This is a genomic window from Sphingomonas eleionomae, from assembly GCF_049889035.1.
Lineage (GTDB): Bacteria > Pseudomonadota > Alphaproteobacteria > Sphingomonadales > Sphingomonadaceae > Sphingomonas.
In genome coordinates, this window is sequence record NZ_JBLTWP010000002.1 from 655688 (window position 1) to 670318 (window position 14631).

Sequence of the window (14631 nt, forward strand, 5' to 3'; positions counted from 1 at the left end):
GCAGGATTTTCCTGAGAGGGAACCGGTAGTTCATGGTCATGCGTAATCGTGCCGTTTCGGCAATCGTCCTTGCTGCGTTCCTTTCAGGCTGCGGGGGCGGCGGCGGATCGTCGTCCGGCGGCGGCGGGCCGATCAGCGCCCCGGCCCCGACCCCCGCTCCGACGCCGACGCCGACGCCGCCCGCAACGACCACCTGTTCGCTGGCATCGCGGCAGGACTGGGTCGCGGCACAGATCAACGAATGGTATCTGTTCCCCGACCTGCTGGCCACCAACGTCAACGCGTCCAGTTTCAACAATCTGGACGATTATGTCGACGCGCTGGTCGCGCCCGCCCGCGCCCAGCGGCGAGACCGGTTCTTTACCTATGTCACCTCGATCGCCGAGGAGAATGCGTTCAACAATTCCGGCCAGACGGCGGGCTTTGGCTTCCGCCTGGCCACCGATCCCAGCCAGACGCGCCTGTTCATCGCGGAAAGTTTCGAAAACACGCCCGCGACGGACAATAATGTCGATCGCGGGGCAGAGGTGCTGGCCATCGGCACCACGCCCCAGACGCTGCGCACCATCGACCAGATCGCGCGTGAGGATGGCGGATCGCTGGGTCCCTCGCTTGGCCCGGACACCGTCGGCACCAGCCGGTCGTTCCAGGTGCGTGACGGCGCCGGCACCCGCACGGTGACGCTGACCAAGCGAAATTACGACATCCAGCCGGTGTCGACCCGCTATGGCGTGCGCATCCTGAACGATGGCGGGAAAAAGGTGGGCTATGTGAACCTGCGCACCTTTATCTCGACGGCCGATGCCCAGCTTCGCAACGCCTTTACCCAGTTCCGGGCCGATGGGGTGACCGAGGTGATCGTCGATGTCCGCTACAACGGCGGCGGACTGGTGCGGATTGCCGAGCTGTTTGGCGACCTGTTGGGCGGCAACCGCGCGACCAGCGACGTGTTCAGCCGCACGACGTTCCGCCCGTCCAAATCCAGTTTCGACGAATCCCGCAATTTCGCGCCCCAGCCCCAATCGATCGCCGCGACCAAGATCGTGTTCATCGGCACCGGCGGCACGGCATCGGCCAGCGAACTGGTCGCCAATTCCTTCATCCCCTATCTGGGCAACAACATCGCGCTGGTCGGCACCAACACGTTCGGAAAGCCCGTGGGGCAGATCGCGCTGGACCGCGCGGCGTGCGACGACCGGTTGCGCGTTGTCGCCTTTGCCACCCAGAACCGCGACCGGCAGGGCGAATATTTCAACGGCCTGGCCAGCGTGCTGCCGCGCACGTGCCAGGCGGGCGACGATTTCACCCGGCCGCTGGGCGATCCGTCGGAAGCATCGGTCAGCGCCGCGCTCGGCTTTCTGGCCGGGCGGTCCTGCACCCCGATCAGCAGCGGCGGGGCGACGGCATCGGCCAGCCGGTTCCGCGATTCGGCCCCCTATCAGCTGCTGAGCCCGGATCGGCCGAGCGTCGCGCAGCGCGAAGTGCCGGGGCTGTTCTGATGGTCGCCGCGCGCTGGAACGGCCGGGTCATCGCCGAAAGCGACGATACCGTGGTGGTGGAGGGGAACCATTATTTCCCCGCCGACGCGGTCGACCCCGCCGTGCTGATGCCCAGCACCCGCACCAGCGTGTGCGGGTGGAAGGGGACGGCCAATTACTACAGCCTGTCGGTGGACGGGGCGGTAAACGCCGATGCCGCCTGGTATTATGCCGATCCCAAGCCCGCCGCCGCCGAAATCCGGGGCCGCATCGCCTTCTGGCGCGGGGTCGAGGTCGGCTGACCCGCATGGCCGGGGTGCGGCTTCGGCCCGAATGGCTGGCACAGATTGGGGGCGAGTTCGACCAGCCCTATATGGCGCAGCTGCGTGCCTTCCTGCTGGCGGAGCGGGCGGCGGGCAAGCGCATCTTTCCGCCTGCGTCCGAATGGTTTCGTGCGCTTGACCTGACCCCGCCGGGGGAGGTGCGCGCCGTCATTCTGGGCCAGGATCCCTATCACGGGCCGGGTCAGGCGCATGGCCTGTGCTTTTCCGTCCGTCCCGGTGTCCGCGTGCCGCCCAGCCTTGTGAACATCTACAAGGAACTGGCCAGCGACCTTGGCATCCCGCCCGCGCGGCACGGCCATCTGGAGGCGTGGGCGCGGCAAGGGGTGCTGCTGCTCAACACCGTCCTGACCGTGGAAATGGGGCAGGCCGCCTCGCACAAGGGGCGCGGCTGGGAACGCTTTACCGACGCCGTGATCGCCGCGATCAACCGCTTGCCCCAGCCGGTCGTGTTCCTGCTCTGGGGTAGCCATGCGCAGAAAAAGGCCGCCGCCGTCGATCGCAGCCGCCATCATGTGCTGACCGCGCCGCATCCCTCGCCGCTGTCGGCGCATACCGGCTTTCTCGGCTGTCGCCATTTCAGCCAGGCCAACGCCTTTCTGGCCGCGCACGGGCGCGGCACGATTGACTGGCGCCTGCCCGACGCGGCAGAGGCGGCGGCATGAGCCAGAAGGACGCCGACCGCCAGGCCCGCCTCGCCCAGGCGCTGCGCGACAACCTGAAACGCCGCAAGGCCCAGGCCCGCGCCATGGCCGTGCAGGGCGAACCGGAAAAGCCGGACGAGGGAAGGTAGGGCAAAACCCTCACCCTTCCGGCGCTGACGCGCCTCCCTCCCTCTCCCGCCTGCGGGAGAGGGAAGGGGCCCGCCGCCGCAGGCGGTGGGAAGGGTGAGGGTCTTTTCTGCCACGGCGCTACCCCTGATCCGTCACCCCAACGAAGGCCGGGGTCCATCGCACCGCAAGCGACACCCTCTCAATCGAAGGAAGCAGCCCAGCCGCGCGCTGGATGCCGGAACAAGTCCGGCATGACGGGGAAGATATGCCCGTTGCCTTACCCCCACTCGTCACCCCGGCCTCGCGCCGGGGTCCAGCTTGAGGCGCGCTACCCGATGGACGAAGCGCGAACCAACGCCGTGTTTCAGAAAGCGGCCATTCCGGAAGCGACCCCATAGCGGCGATGGGCTAGCGCATTCCTGATGCCGGATGCTTACGGCTGTTGTGGAGAAAGCCTGTTGGATACGGCGCGCCGCACAACGACTAAGGTCACGACGAAGATGGCTATCGCAGCGGCGAAAACCCCAATTGTCCAAGCTACCATGTAGATGCTCGAGCATGGATCAGGGTCGGGCTGAACGCGGTGCTGCGGAGCGCACCCATAGAACACACGAAAAAGCAGATACACGCCGATAGTTAAAAACGCCGTGATTGAAACCGCGCTGCCAGCCGCAATCCCGGCCAGTATCGACCACAGCTTGATTTTGCGGACGCTCATCGGAGGTATCTTTCCGCCGTTCCAGCCGTTCTGCAATCCACCCATACTTGGCCATCCATCACATGACCTGAAAGAAGTCATTCGCCGGCTCGAACGCCACCCCCAACCGTCACCCCGGCCTTGTGCCGGGGTCCAGCGTCGGCTGGGCAAAAAGTCATGGAAATGTTGGATTTTCCATGCTTCACCCTGGTCGATGCACGGCCCGCTTTCCTGCCCGGCGACCCAAATGTCGCGTGCCTGTCGCGTCATTGACGCCTCACGATCAAAACCCGGTCATTCTGTCAAAACTGTCAACCACTCACCGCCGCTCGGCCATTCCCTCTGCCGCTGCGTGGCCGCTGGCCCAGGCCCATTGGAAATTGTATCCGCCCAGCCATCCGGTGACGTCCACCGCCTCGCCAATGGCATAGAGGCCGGGCACGCCGCGCGCCTCCATCGTCCGCGAAGACAGCCCGGCGGTGGCGATGCCGCCTGCCGTCACTTCGGCCTTGGCAAAGCCCTCTGTCCCGTTTGGCCGGAACAGCCAGTGCGCCAGCCGCTCGCCCGCCGCCGCCAGCGCGCGGTCGGTCTGCGCCGCCAGTTCCCCGGCAAGCGCCAGCCGTTCGGCCAGCACGGTCGCCAGCCGTTCGGGCAGCGCCTCGGCCAGCGCCTTTGCCACTGTCTGCCGGGGCCGCGCCCGCTTGGCCGCGACCAGCCAGTCGGCGGGCCGATCGGGCAGGAAATCGATGCCCACCGCATCGCCATGCCGCCAATAGCTGGACGCCTGAAGGATCGCGGGGCCGGACAGGCCGCGATGGGTGAACAGCGCCGCCTCGCGGAACCGCGCCTTGCCCGCGCTTGCCTCCACCGGGGCGGCGACGCCGGACAGTTCGCGGAACAGCACATCGTCGCCGCCCAGCGTCAGGGGGACCAGCGCCGGGCGCGGCTCGACCACCTTCATCCCGAACCGGCGGGCAAGATCATAGGCATAGCCGGTCGCGCCCAGTTTCGGAATGGCCGGGCCGCCGGTGGCGATCACCAGTTGCGGTGTGCTGACCCGGCGACCGGCCAGCGACAGGGTGAAGCGGCCATCGGCATGCCCCACCTCGCCCACCGCCTGACCCAGCGCCCAGTCGACGCCGCCCGCGTCGCATTCGTCGCGCAGCATCGCCACGATCTGTTTCGCCGACCCGTCGCAGAACAGCTGCCCCAGCGTCTTTTCATGCCAGGCGATGCCATGCCGGTCGACGAGTTCAATGAAATCCGCAGGGGTGTACCGCGCCAGCGCCGACTTGGCGAAATGCGGATTGGCCGACAGATACCGGTCGGGCGCGGTTTGGATATTGGTGAAATTGCACCGCCCGCCGCCGGAAATCAGGATCTTTCGCCCCGGCGCGTCATTATGATCGATCAGGAGGACGCGCACCCCCCGCTTGCCCGCTTCGGCAGCGCAGAACATGCCCGCCGCGCCTGCGCCCAGCACGATGGCGTCATAGGTGTCGCTCATCTGGCGTCGATGATCCGGTTGGCGAGCGCCCGGCCGGACAGCCATGCCGCCTCGATCCGCGGGCCGATCAGCCAGTCGCCGCACGCGCCGATCCGCCGATCCGCGTCCCACATTGCCGCCCCGCCATGGCCGCCCGACCGGGCATATCGCCAGCGATGGGCGGTCAGCAGCAATGGCGGGGGCAGGGGCGATGCGGCATGGGCCGCCAGCTCGGCCAGCAGCGCGTCCGCAATGGCGGGGGCGTCCTCCTCCAGATGCTCGGCCGACCAGGCGGGCGACCCCTGCACCACCCACGCCTCCGGCCCCGTCCGGCCCGGCTTGGCGCTGTTGCGCGCGGCCCAGCCGATGGCGCCGGCATCGCGAAGGGTGTCGGTATCGATCGCCAGCCGGTCGGGGAAGGCGGCCATCATGGTCCAGCACGGGTCCGACCGGGTTGCCTCTGCCGCGGCGGCGAGGTGCGGCAGATGCGGGCTGGCCAGCGCCGCCACCTGTTCGGCCGGGACTGCGATCACCGCCGCGTCGAACGCCGGTGCCTCGTCCGCCCCGGTCAGCCGCCATCCCGCGCCGTCGGCGACCAGCGCGTCGATGCGCGTGGCCCAATGCACGTCATGCGCCGCCGCCATCGCCCGGATCACGGCGTTCATGCCCGGCGTGCCGACCCAGGCATCGGCGCCCGCAACTGGCCAGCGCGCGACGACCCCTGCTTGTGCCCACCCCTCGACCGCTGCAGCAAAGCCGGCATCGCGGGCGGTGAAATATTGCGCGCCATGGTCGAACTGCACGTCGGTCCCGTCGGGCAGGGCCATGCGCCGGGTGCTCATCCGCCCGCCCGGTCCGCGCCCCTTGTCGAACAGGGTGACGGCATGGCCTGCCGCCATCAGCGCGTCCGCCGCCGACAGACCCGCCATACCCGCCCCGATGATCGCAATCCGCATCTTTGCCCTTCGTCCTTTGGTCCAGCTTATCCCGGCACCCATGGCCCCCTATATGGTTGCCCATGGCACAGGTGACAGTCTGGTTCGATGGGGCTTGTCCGCTCTGTACGCGGGAAATTGCGCTGATGCGGCGGCTGGACCGGCGCGGGCGGATCAAGTTTCTCGACGTCAGCGGCGATGCGCCCGCCGATTGCCCGGTCGACCGGGCCGATCTGCTCGCCCGGTTTCACGCGCGGGAGGGGGACCGGATGCTGTCCGGTGCCGCTGCCTTTGCCGCGATGTGGCGGGCGATCCCGCTGCTGCGGCCGCTGGGCGAACTGGCGCGGGTGCCGCTGGTGCTGGCGGGGCTGGAATGGCTGTACCGCCGGTTCTTGCGCATCCGGCCCCGCCTCCAACGCTGGGTGGCGGCGCGATGAAGTGGCCCGACCCCGATCCGACCGCGCCGGGGCAGGAAAGCGTGTGGGATTATCCCCGCCCGGCGGTGCTGCGGTCCAACACGCGCCACATCCTGATCCGCCATCGCGGACAGGTGGTGGCGGAAACGCGCGGCGGGTTTCAGGTGCTGGAGACCAGCCATCCGCCGAGCTATTACCTGCCGCCCGATGCCATCACGCCCGGCCTGCTGATCCCCAATCCCCGCCGGTCGATGTGCGAATGGAAGGGGCAGGCACGATATTGGGACCTGGTCATCGGCAGCGAACGGATCGAGGGCGTGGGGTGGAGCTATCCCAGCCCGACGCCTGCCTTTGCCGCGATGAAGGATCACATCGCATTCTATCCCGCGCCGTTCGACGAGGTGCGGGTGGACGGCGAGCAGGTGACGCCCCAGCCGGGCGGATTTTACGGCGGCTGGATCACCAGCCATGTGGCCGGACCGTTCAAGGGGCCGCCGGGGACCCAGTTCTGGTAAGTTGTTCGTCCAGCCACGCCGCCGCCTGATCCGGGCTGCGCTTGTCGGTGTCGCGGTCGACCATCCAGTTGGCCTGTCGCATCGCCTCTACCGGGATCGCGCCGACCAGGGGGCGCAACGCCGCGACCAGCGCCGTATCGTCCGCCCGGCCGGGGGCGAGCATCAGGATCGCGTCATAGCCCGGAATGGCATGGCGCGGATCGGCCAGCACTTTCAGGTCCTGCGCCGCGATCCGCCCGTCGGAGGAGAAGGCGGAGATGACATCCGCCTGACCATTTTCAATGGCGCGATACATGAAGCTGGGGTTATAAGGCGTCGATGTTTTGAACCGAACTGGATAGGCGCGGCGGACGGCCGCCCATTCGGGCCGTTCCAGAAATTCGACATCGGTGGCAAAGGACAGGCGCGGCGATGCGGGCGCCAGGTCATCCAGGCTGTCGATGCCCAGCCGCTCCGCATCCGCCCGCCGCATGGCAAAGGCATAGGCGTTTTCGAAGCCAAGCGGCCCCAGCAGCGTGACCGAATGGTCGCGGGCCGCCCATTGCCCGACCCCGCGAACGATCGCCTCGCGCGAGGGGACGTCGCTGCGCCCCATCTCGTTGGTCCAGATCGTGCCGGAATAATCGACATAGAGGTCGATATCGCCGGATTTCAGCGCGGCGAAGACGACGGCGGATCCCAGCCCTTCGCGATAGCGAACCCGGTACCCCGCGGCCTGAAGCCGCCGTCCGATCAGCCGGGCGAGGATGAACTGTTCCGAAAACCCCTTTGCCCCAATGGTGACGACGCGGCCCTGCGCGGCGGGAAGCAGCGCGGGGGCGAGCGCCAGCAGCACAGCGCCCAGCATCGCCGCCAGCCCGCCCCACAGCATCCATCGCCGCCGCGCCCGCAACCCCCGCTCGATCAGCCCAAGCAGTGCATCCGCCGCCAGCGCCAGCCCGGCGGCCGCGACGCATCCGGCAAGGACGAGCGCCCAGTTCTGCGTCTGAAGCCCCGCAAAGATGAGGTCGCCCAGGCTTGGCTGACCCACGGTGGTGGACAGGGTGGCGGCGCCGATCGTCCACACCGCGGCGGTGCGGATGCCCGCCATGGCGATGGGGGCAACCAGCGGTGCCTCGACCAGCAGCAGTTTCTGCCACGGCGTCATGCCCATGCCGTCCGCCGCCTCGATCACCGCCGGGTCGAGGCCGGCAAGGCCAGTGACGATGTTCCGCAGGATCGGCAGCACGGCATAAAGGGTGAGCGCCAGCAGCGCGGGCAGGAAGCCCAGTGCGGGCACGCCGCCGCCGACCAGCCCGGACAGGCCGGTCAGCACCGGATAGAAAAGCGCGAGTAGGGCAAGCGCCGGAATGGTCTGAACCAGGCTGGCCAGGCCGAGCGCGATCCGTGCCGCCCAGGGCCGGCGCGCCGCGATCACGGCGAGCGGCACGCTGACCATCAGGCCGAGCAGCAGCGCCGATCCGGCCAGGATCAGATGCTGGGCCGCCAGATCGGGCACGCGGGCAAAGGCGCCGGTCATTCGCCCCGTTCCAGCGCGGCCAGCCGGTGCGCCTGTTCGCGCGGCACCGCGACCAGCGCGTCCGCCGCCGCCCCTGCCCTACCTGCGATCAGATCGGCCGGCGAACCATCGCCGACGATGCGCCCGCGGTCCATCACCAGCACCCGGTCGGCCAGCAGCAGCGCCTCTGCTATGTCATGCGTCACCAGCAGCGTGGTCAGCCCCAGCCGGTCGTGCAGCGCGCGGATGGCGCGGCCCAGCGCGTCGCGGGTAACGGGATCCAGCGCGCCGAACGGTTCGTCCATCAACAGGATGCGCGGGGCGGCGGCCAGCGCACGGGCAATGCCCACCCGCTGTGCCTGTCCACCGGACAGGGCGGGGGCGGGCCGCGCGGCAAACCCGGCAGGCAGATCGACCAGCGCGAGCAGTTCGGCCACGCGATCGCCGGTCCGCCGCTGTCCCGCCAGCCGCAGCGCCATTGCGATATTCTCGCCCACCGTCAGATGCGGAAACAGGCCGATATTCTGAAACACATAGCCGATGTTCCGGCGAAGCAGGGCCGGGGCCTGATCCGCGACGTCGCGCCCGTCGATCCGCACCTGGCCAGCGTCCGGCACGACCAGCCGGTTGATCGTTTTCAGCAGCGTCGATTTGCCCGACCCGCTGGCCCCGACCAGCGCCACGAAGCTGCCCGCCGCAATATCCAGCGAAACGCCGTCCATTGCCGCGACCGCACCGTGCCGGCGGGTCACATCGGTCAGCGCGATGGCGGGGGGCGATGGGGTGGCCGGCATGGATGCACGATTGTGGGGAAAAGCCCGGCCCACGTCAAAAGCGGACTTTGCGGGTCCGCCCGGACGGTATCCGGCCGGGGGCTTGGCGTGGGTGGCGGGCAGGGGCTAGGTTGGGGCAACAAAACAGAAGGCAGGAGGGATGACCATGGCAAAGGATGCGCGTGCAATTTTCATTACCGGAGGCGCATCGGGCATCGGTCTTGCGACCGCGCGGTTGTTTGCCTCTCGCGGCTGGCGCGTCGGGCTGGCCGATGTGAACGAGGCGGCGCTGGTCGAGGCGCTGGCCGATTTTCCGCCCGGTACGGCCAGCACCTATCGGATGGATGTGCGCGAACCGGAACAATGGCGGGCAGCACTGGCCGATTTCTGTTCGTTAAGCGGCGGGCGGCTGGATGTGTTGTTCAACAATGCCGGGATCGCGGTGGGCGGGCCGATGCACGAAACATCGCTGGATGACCTGCATCGGCTGATCGACATCAATTTTACCGGAGTCGTTCATGGTGCGGTGCTCGCCTTTCCCTATCTGGTGAAAACGCCGGGTTCCTGCCTGCTCAACACCGCCTCTGCCGCCGCGATTTACGGGACGTCGGGCACGGCGGTCTATTCAGCGACGAAATTTGCGGTGCGCGGCCTGACCGAATCGCTGGAGGGCGAATGGTACCGGGCGGGGATCAAGGTGCGATCGCTCATGCCCAGCTTTATCGAAACGCCGCTGCTGGACGCCAATGTCGTCGGGTCCAACGCCAATGTCCGCGAGCGGGTGCAGCGGGCGGGGCTGGAGCTGACGCCGGTCGAGCGGGTGGCCGAAGCAGCATGGCGGGCCGTGCATGGCAAGGAGGTGCACACCGTGGTCGGCAAGACGGCCGAGCGGATGCAGTTCGCCGCCCGCTGGCTGCCCGGCAAGCTGCGGCGACAGGCGCGCGGATCGCTGTGACCGATCAGGCGACACCCAACCTGCCCTCGCGCGATTTCGATGCGACGATCGCCTTTTATGCGCCGCTGGGGTTCGCGGTGTCGTGGCGGGGCGGCGGCTGGATGATCCTGGAGCGGGGGGCGATGACGCTGGAATTCTTTCCCTGGCCCGATCTGGACCCCGCAACGAGCAGTTTCGGCGCGTGCCTGCGGATGGACGATATCGAGCCGATCTGCGCAGCTGCGCTGGCGGCGGGGGTGCCGGATGCGCGCACCGGCTTTCCCCGGCTGCATCCGCCGACGCACGATGCGGCATCGGGGCTGACGATCGGCTATCTGATCGATCCGGATGGCAGCCTGTTGCGGCTGATCCGCAACCCGGCGGATTAGGCCATGACGTTGCGGCCGCGCGCGACGGTTGCGCTGTGGCCCACCCGTCCCTTTGCCAAGCGGTCCCGGATCGTGTCCATGAACACCCAGTCGTTGCGGACGCTGTCGGGGTTCAGCGTCATCTTCATGTAGCCACGCCGGCTGGTGTCGCACCATTTGAGTTCGGGATTGGTGTCGACCAGCGCGCGGGCGACCACCGCCGGATCGGCGGCAAGCGCGCTTTCATAGCCGGGCGAGGTGACGGAATGGCCGGCAAATTCGACCCCCGCAGGCTTGCCATCCTGTGCCAGGTCATAGGCCCAGCCATTATGGCTGTCCCCCGCGATCACGACGAGGTTGGCGCCCATCGCCTGCGCCGATTTCAGAAAGCGCGCCCGTGCCGCCGGATAGCCGCCCCAGGCATCGAAATTAAGCGGCAGCCCCGCCTTTGACGCCATGATGCCGGACATCACATATTGGCGGACATAATCAGGCGCATCCTTTGCCATCCACTCGATCGCGCTGGCGGGCGAGCGGGTCTGGCCCATGATCGTGCCGAAACCGACGACCTGCCACCGGGTGCCGCCGCGCACCGATGCGGTCATGGCATCGGCCAGCCAGGCCTCCTGCGGCAGGCCCATCATCGTGGCGGACGGGTCCATCCACGCGCCATCCCGGAACGCGGCGAGCGCGCGGGCCGGATCGGCGGCCTTGAACAGCGGGGCGATATCCTTTTCCTGTGTCCGGGCGAGCACGCGGGTTTCGGTGCGGAACAGCGTGGCGAGCGAACCGATCTGATAGCTGGCCCAAGGTGCGTCGGACACGGGCAACCATTCGCGATAGGCCTGAATCGCCATCGCCTTTCGCACGGCCCAGTCGCCCTCATCCGCCTGATGATTCTGGGCGCCGCCTTCCCAGCTGTCATTGGTGGTTTCGTGATCGTCCCATTGCAGGATCATCGGCTTTGCCGCGTGCAGCGCCATCAGGTCGGGGTCGGCGCGATAGCTGGCGATGCGCAGGCGATAATCGGCCAGCGTCAGAATCTCGTTCAGCGGCTGGGGCACGCGCGATGCGATCGCCTGGGCATCGGCGGGGTAACTGCCTTTCTGATACTCGTAATAATAATCGCCGAGATGGACCGTCAGGTCGATATCGTCGCGCGCGGCGGCATGGGCATAGGCGTTGAACCAGCCAAAGCCGATGTTGGAGCAGGAAAAGACGCCGATGCCGTAATCGCGCACATCGCCGTCGGGCAGGGTGCGGGTGCGACCGATCATCGAGATGCTGCCATCCGGCGCGATGAAGCGGTAATGATAGCGCGTTCCGGGGGTCAAGCCCATCACCACTGCCTTGACCGTATGATCGCGCCAGGGGCCGGTGCTGACTTCCGCCCCGCCGGAAATGCGGACGAAATCGGGCGTTTCCGACACCTCTACCCGGATCTTCACCGCGCCGCCGCCCGACGGGACATAGCGGGCCCAGAACAGCATGTGCGTCTGGCCCGGCTCGCCGCTGGCAACGCCGTGGGTAAAGCCAAGCTGCGATGCCTGTGCCCGCGCGATGCGGGGCAGGGCAAGCGCCCCGACGCCAAGCGTTGCGGACAGGATCAGGTGGCGGCGATCAAGGATCAGGGTCATGGCACGGGTCCCGGAACAAGGTTCCGATGCCCTGCACCCGCTTCATGTCGGGTTGATTACAGGCCGGTCAGCCGGTCGCCGCAGCCCGCCGGTCGGCGCGGGCGTCGAGCAGCGACTGGTAATAGGCGACCAGCTGTTCGGCATGTTCGCGGTCGGACAGCACCTGTGCCGCGGCCCGCCGGGTGGCGGCGCGCAGGATCGCGGGTTCGCGTTCGAACAGACGCTTGATCGCGGCAGCGGCGGAACGTGCGTCGCGCGCTTCATAGGTTTCGGCGATCAGCGGGTCGGCGATTTCGGCAAACCCGCCCTCGTCCGGCGCGATCAGCGGCAGGCCGGACGCAATCGCCTCCAGCCCCACCAGGCCAAAGGGTTCGGCGTCGGATCCGTGGATCAGCGCGTCGCAGCTGGCCATGATTCGGGCAAGGCGGGCGCGGTCATAGATGGGGCGGAACAGCTTGATATGCGGGCTGTCCTTGACCCGGCGCTGGACCGATCGGCTGTCGACGCCGGCGCCGATCTGAATCAGGCCGACCGGCATGACAGAGCCGGCGCGTTCGACCGCGTCGAAAATCATCGGCCAGCGTTTTTCGGGATGGTGCCGGCCAAGGCCAAGCAGCAGATGCGCGTCGCGCGGCAGGCCAAGCTGGGCGAGCAGCGATTCGCGGAATGCCTCGTCCCGGTGATCGGGCGAGAAGATGCCCGGCTGGATCCCCAGTGCGGCGGAATGATGCACGGTCAGGCCGCGCCGCCGGTGCCGCTTTGCCAGGGCGGGGCCGTTGCTGACAAAGGCGTCGAACTTGACCAGGAAACTGGCCATGTAATTCGTGTACCACTGGAACGCCCGTTCGATCCGGGCGGGGCTGGCCCAGCCTTCGAACCAGCGCATCGGATAGGCGCCGACATTGTCGTTATGCGCGAAATAGACCTTTAGCGCGTCGCCCGGCCAGTTGCCGACGATCCAGCCGGGCCGCCAGGGCGAGCTGGTTTCGACGACATCGGGCTTGAGCTCGTCCAGCAGCGCGCGGATTTCGCGGCCGGAGAAAAAGATGCCGTAATTGGTGTCAAAGATCAGGCGCGGCGCCTTGACCCAATAGATGCGGCCGCCGCCGGGCCGTTCCTCGACCCAGCTTTCCCGGCCCGGCGCGATGACGAACAGTTCATGGCCCAGTTCGGCCATGATCTCCATCTTGCGGTCCAGATAGGTGCGCACACCGCCGCCGGTGGGCGAATAATATTCGTTGACGTCGACGACGCGCATGACGGGGGCGGGTGCCCGGTCCCTTTCGTCAGGCGACCGGGCCGAAGCCGGACAGGCCGCGCATATACTGCGCAGTGATGTTGACCGTGGTCACGCCATTGCCGACGGTGATGGTCGCCTGCGCCAGCTTGGGCTTGCTGCGGCCCAGTTTCTGGTTGCTGACAAAGCCCGCGCCGTCCCGCCAGAAATTGAACTTGTTCTTGCCGTCGCGGTCATGGGTGAACAGCAGGGCATAGCGGCCGGGTGCCGGCGCCTTGATGCACAAGCTGACGGGGCCGGAGGCGGGCATGTCGGCCCAGACGCGGCGAAAGAACTTGCCCTCGGCGCGCAGCACCTTGTCGTCCTTCAGGAAATCCTCGTCATTGGCGGGCCAAAGCTCCAGCTTGAGCCGGCCGGTCCGGTCCTTCAGGCCGTTTACATTGACCTGAATCGCCGTTTCGCCATTCACGCACGCAGCCGAATCCGATCCCAGCGGCGGCTTGGCCGCAGCGGGCATCGCAAGCATCGCAGCGGCCGCAAGGCCAAGCGCCGCACGGCCGCTCTTGGCAAACAGGGTCATTCCACTTTCCTCGTCACCGCAGACAGGGCGAAGACAATCGCCAGTCCGATATGCACCAGCAGCGTCAACGTCGCGCCGAACGCGACGAGATCGCTGAGTGCTTCTCTCTGCCCTATAAAAATAATGGCGAAGTTGGCGAAAAGAAGGTCCTTGTTGGGCACAAGCGGAAGGCGGAACACAAGCAGGCGTCCCGCAACGAGAAACGCCCATTCGATCAGCGGCACGTCCGGCATCGCGAGATGCCAGGCGAGGCTGAGGAAAATGCTGTCGATGACGATGCGCAACAGGTGAACCCCGCTGATCGCCCAGAGCGCGGGATAGGGCAGGGCGAATACCCGGCGGGAAAACAGCACGAACGGCACCGACAGCATGAACATCACCACAGCCGACAGGGCGATGTTGCGGAAATCGCGGTCGGGAATCAGGTCCGCGCCATAGGGCAGTACGATCGCCAGCATGGTCAGCGTGACGATATTGCCGGTGACGCCGGACAGGATCGTCACATCCTTTACATTGCCGAAGGGCGAGGTGACCATCCGCATCCGCTGACGCGCCCAGGCATAGAAATACAGGTCTCCGGAATAACCGATGGCGACATCGTTCGCGATGCGTTTGCGCAACAATGCACCCAGGCCCGACACGGGCAGGCCCCAGAGCCGGCGATAGATGACGAAATCGCCCAGCGGCGATGCCATGTAGGACACAGCAAAGCACAGGTAGAACACGGGATTACGGGGCAATTGGGCGCTGAAACCTGCCAGCCCGCCATCGAACAGTTCGCGCGCAAGGCCGCCGGCCATCAGCACCGACACGATGATGCCAATCCATTTCGGCCAGGACGAATCCGTCCCGCGCATCGGTTCCAGACCGCCCAGGTCGGACGGCGCGATCGGCGCTGTATCGGCCGTCCGCTGCTCCATCCTCAACCCTCCCTCAGCCGCCAGCACGGCGGATCGGCCGGAT

General features: G+C 67.3%; 17 protein-coding genes. 8 read left to right on the forward strand and 9 right to left on the reverse strand.

Translation table 11 applies throughout. From position 1 onward, the window contains the following. Nucleotides 1–38 precede the first annotated feature (38 nt). The 4 genes from ACNI3Q_RS07365 to ACNI3Q_RS07380 are packed head-to-tail and all read left to right on the forward strand — an operon-like array spanning nucleotide 39 to nucleotide 2612. Nucleotides 39–1499, forward strand: a complete 1461-nt coding sequence (locus tag ACNI3Q_RS07365; RefSeq protein ID WP_426275329.1) for a S41 family peptidase — start codon at nucleotides 39–41, stop codon at nucleotides 1497–1499. Further along, complete coding sequence (locus ACNI3Q_RS07370) at nucleotides 1499–1780, forward strand: DUF427 domain-containing protein (protein ID WP_426275331.1); 282 nt, start codon at nucleotides 1499–1501, stop codon at nucleotides 1778–1780. The genes ACNI3Q_RS07365 and ACNI3Q_RS07370 overlap by 1 nt, the downstream gene beginning before the upstream one ends. Before the next feature lie 5 nt (nucleotides 1781–1785). Beyond that, nucleotides 1786–2484: a uracil-DNA glycosylase gene (gene ung, locus ACNI3Q_RS07375; protein ID WP_426275333.1), complete on the forward strand. Its 699-nt coding sequence runs from the start codon at nucleotides 1786–1788 to the stop codon at nucleotides 2482–2484. After that, a complete protein-coding gene (locus ACNI3Q_RS07380) occupies nucleotides 2481–2612 on the forward strand; it encodes a hypothetical protein (protein ID WP_426275335.1) in 132 nt (43 codons plus the stop codon). Before ung ends, ACNI3Q_RS07380 begins: the two co-directional genes overlap by 4 nt. Before the next feature lie 413 nt (nucleotides 2613–3025). Here ACNI3Q_RS07380 and ACNI3Q_RS07385 read toward each other — a convergent pair whose 3' ends face one another. The 3 genes from ACNI3Q_RS07385 to ACNI3Q_RS07395 form a co-directional block, all read right to left on the reverse strand. After that, the gene (locus ACNI3Q_RS07385) at nucleotides 3026–3310 is read right to left on the reverse strand and encodes a hypothetical protein (protein WP_426275337.1); all 285 of its coding nucleotides are present in this window, start codon (nucleotides 3308–3310) and stop codon (nucleotides 3026–3028) included. A 298-nt stretch (nucleotides 3311–3608) separates the two neighbouring features. Continuing rightward, nucleotides 3609–4796: a BaiN/RdsA family NAD(P)/FAD-dependent oxidoreductase gene (locus ACNI3Q_RS07390; RefSeq protein ID WP_426275339.1), complete on the reverse strand. Its 1188-nt coding sequence runs from the start codon at nucleotides 4794–4796 to the stop codon at nucleotides 3609–3611. Next, nucleotides 4793–5731: an NAD(P)/FAD-dependent oxidoreductase gene (locus ACNI3Q_RS07395; protein ID WP_426275341.1), complete on the reverse strand. Its 939-nt coding sequence runs from the start codon at nucleotides 5729–5731 to the stop codon at nucleotides 4793–4795. Before ACNI3Q_RS07395 ends, ACNI3Q_RS07390 begins: the two co-directional genes overlap by 4 nt. Nucleotides 5732–5793: 62 nt before the next feature. Between ACNI3Q_RS07395 and ACNI3Q_RS07400 the strand changes: the two genes are divergently transcribed. Further along, nucleotides 5794–6147, forward strand: a complete 354-nt coding sequence (locus tag ACNI3Q_RS07400) for a thiol-disulfide oxidoreductase DCC family protein (RefSeq protein WP_426275343.1) — start codon at nucleotides 5794–5796, stop codon at nucleotides 6145–6147. Further along, nucleotides 6144–6641: a DUF427 domain-containing protein gene (locus ACNI3Q_RS07405; protein WP_426275345.1), complete on the forward strand. Its 498-nt coding sequence runs from the start codon at nucleotides 6144–6146 to the stop codon at nucleotides 6639–6641. The genes ACNI3Q_RS07400 and ACNI3Q_RS07405 overlap by 4 nt, the downstream gene beginning before the upstream one ends. On the opposite strand, the gene ACNI3Q_RS07410 is transcribed toward ACNI3Q_RS07405, so the two are convergent. Next, nucleotides 6610–8160: an ABC transporter permease/substrate-binding protein gene (locus ACNI3Q_RS07410; protein WP_426275347.1), complete on the reverse strand. Its 1551-nt coding sequence runs from the start codon at nucleotides 8158–8160 to the stop codon at nucleotides 6610–6612. The genes ACNI3Q_RS07405 and ACNI3Q_RS07410 overlap by 32 nt on opposite strands. After that, nucleotides 8157–8933: an ATP-binding cassette domain-containing protein gene (locus ACNI3Q_RS07415; protein WP_426275349.1), complete on the reverse strand. Its 777-nt coding sequence runs from the start codon at nucleotides 8931–8933 to the stop codon at nucleotides 8157–8159. The genes ACNI3Q_RS07410 and ACNI3Q_RS07415 overlap by 4 nt, the downstream gene beginning before the upstream one ends. A gap of 145 nt (nucleotides 8934–9078) precedes the next feature. Here ACNI3Q_RS07415 and ACNI3Q_RS07420 point away from each other — a divergent pair, with 145 nt between their 5' ends. Together ACNI3Q_RS07420 and ACNI3Q_RS07425 are read left to right on the forward strand one after the other, a co-directional pair. After that, the gene (locus ACNI3Q_RS07420; protein WP_426275651.1) at nucleotides 9079–9867 is read left to right on the forward strand and encodes an SDR family oxidoreductase; all 789 of its coding nucleotides are present in this window, start codon (nucleotides 9079–9081) and stop codon (nucleotides 9865–9867) included. Beyond that, nucleotides 9864–10235: a bleomycin resistance protein gene (locus ACNI3Q_RS07425; protein WP_426275351.1), complete on the forward strand. Its 372-nt coding sequence runs from the start codon at nucleotides 9864–9866 to the stop codon at nucleotides 10233–10235. The genes ACNI3Q_RS07420 and ACNI3Q_RS07425 overlap by 4 nt, the downstream gene beginning before the upstream one ends. On the opposite strand, the gene ACNI3Q_RS07430 is transcribed toward ACNI3Q_RS07425, so the two are convergent. The 4 genes from ACNI3Q_RS07430 to ACNI3Q_RS07445 form a co-directional block, all read right to left on the reverse strand. Continuing rightward, nucleotides 10232–11851, reverse strand: coding sequence for an alkaline phosphatase D family protein (locus ACNI3Q_RS07430; RefSeq protein ID WP_426275353.1), 1620 nt, complete (start codon nucleotides 11849–11851; stop codon nucleotides 10232–10234). The genes ACNI3Q_RS07425 and ACNI3Q_RS07430 overlap by 4 nt on opposite strands. Nucleotides 11852–11918: 67 nt before the next feature. Further along, nucleotides 11919–13109 carry a glycosyltransferase gene (locus tag ACNI3Q_RS07435; RefSeq protein WP_426275355.1) on the reverse strand — a complete coding sequence of 397 codons (1191 nt, stop codon included), beginning with the start codon at nucleotides 13107–13109 and terminating at the stop codon, nucleotides 11919–11921. 28 nt (nucleotides 13110–13137) lie between these two features. Continuing rightward, nucleotides 13138–13668 (reverse strand): DUF2141 domain-containing protein, encoded by a 531-nt coding sequence (locus ACNI3Q_RS07440; RefSeq protein WP_426275357.1) that lies wholly within the window; start codon nucleotides 13666–13668, stop codon nucleotides 13138–13140. Beyond that, nucleotides 13665–14588: a hypothetical protein gene (locus ACNI3Q_RS07445; protein WP_426275359.1), complete on the reverse strand. Its 924-nt coding sequence runs from the start codon at nucleotides 14586–14588 to the stop codon at nucleotides 13665–13667. The genes ACNI3Q_RS07440 and ACNI3Q_RS07445 overlap by 4 nt, the downstream gene beginning before the upstream one ends. Between the last annotated feature and the right edge of the window lie 43 nt (nucleotides 14589–14631).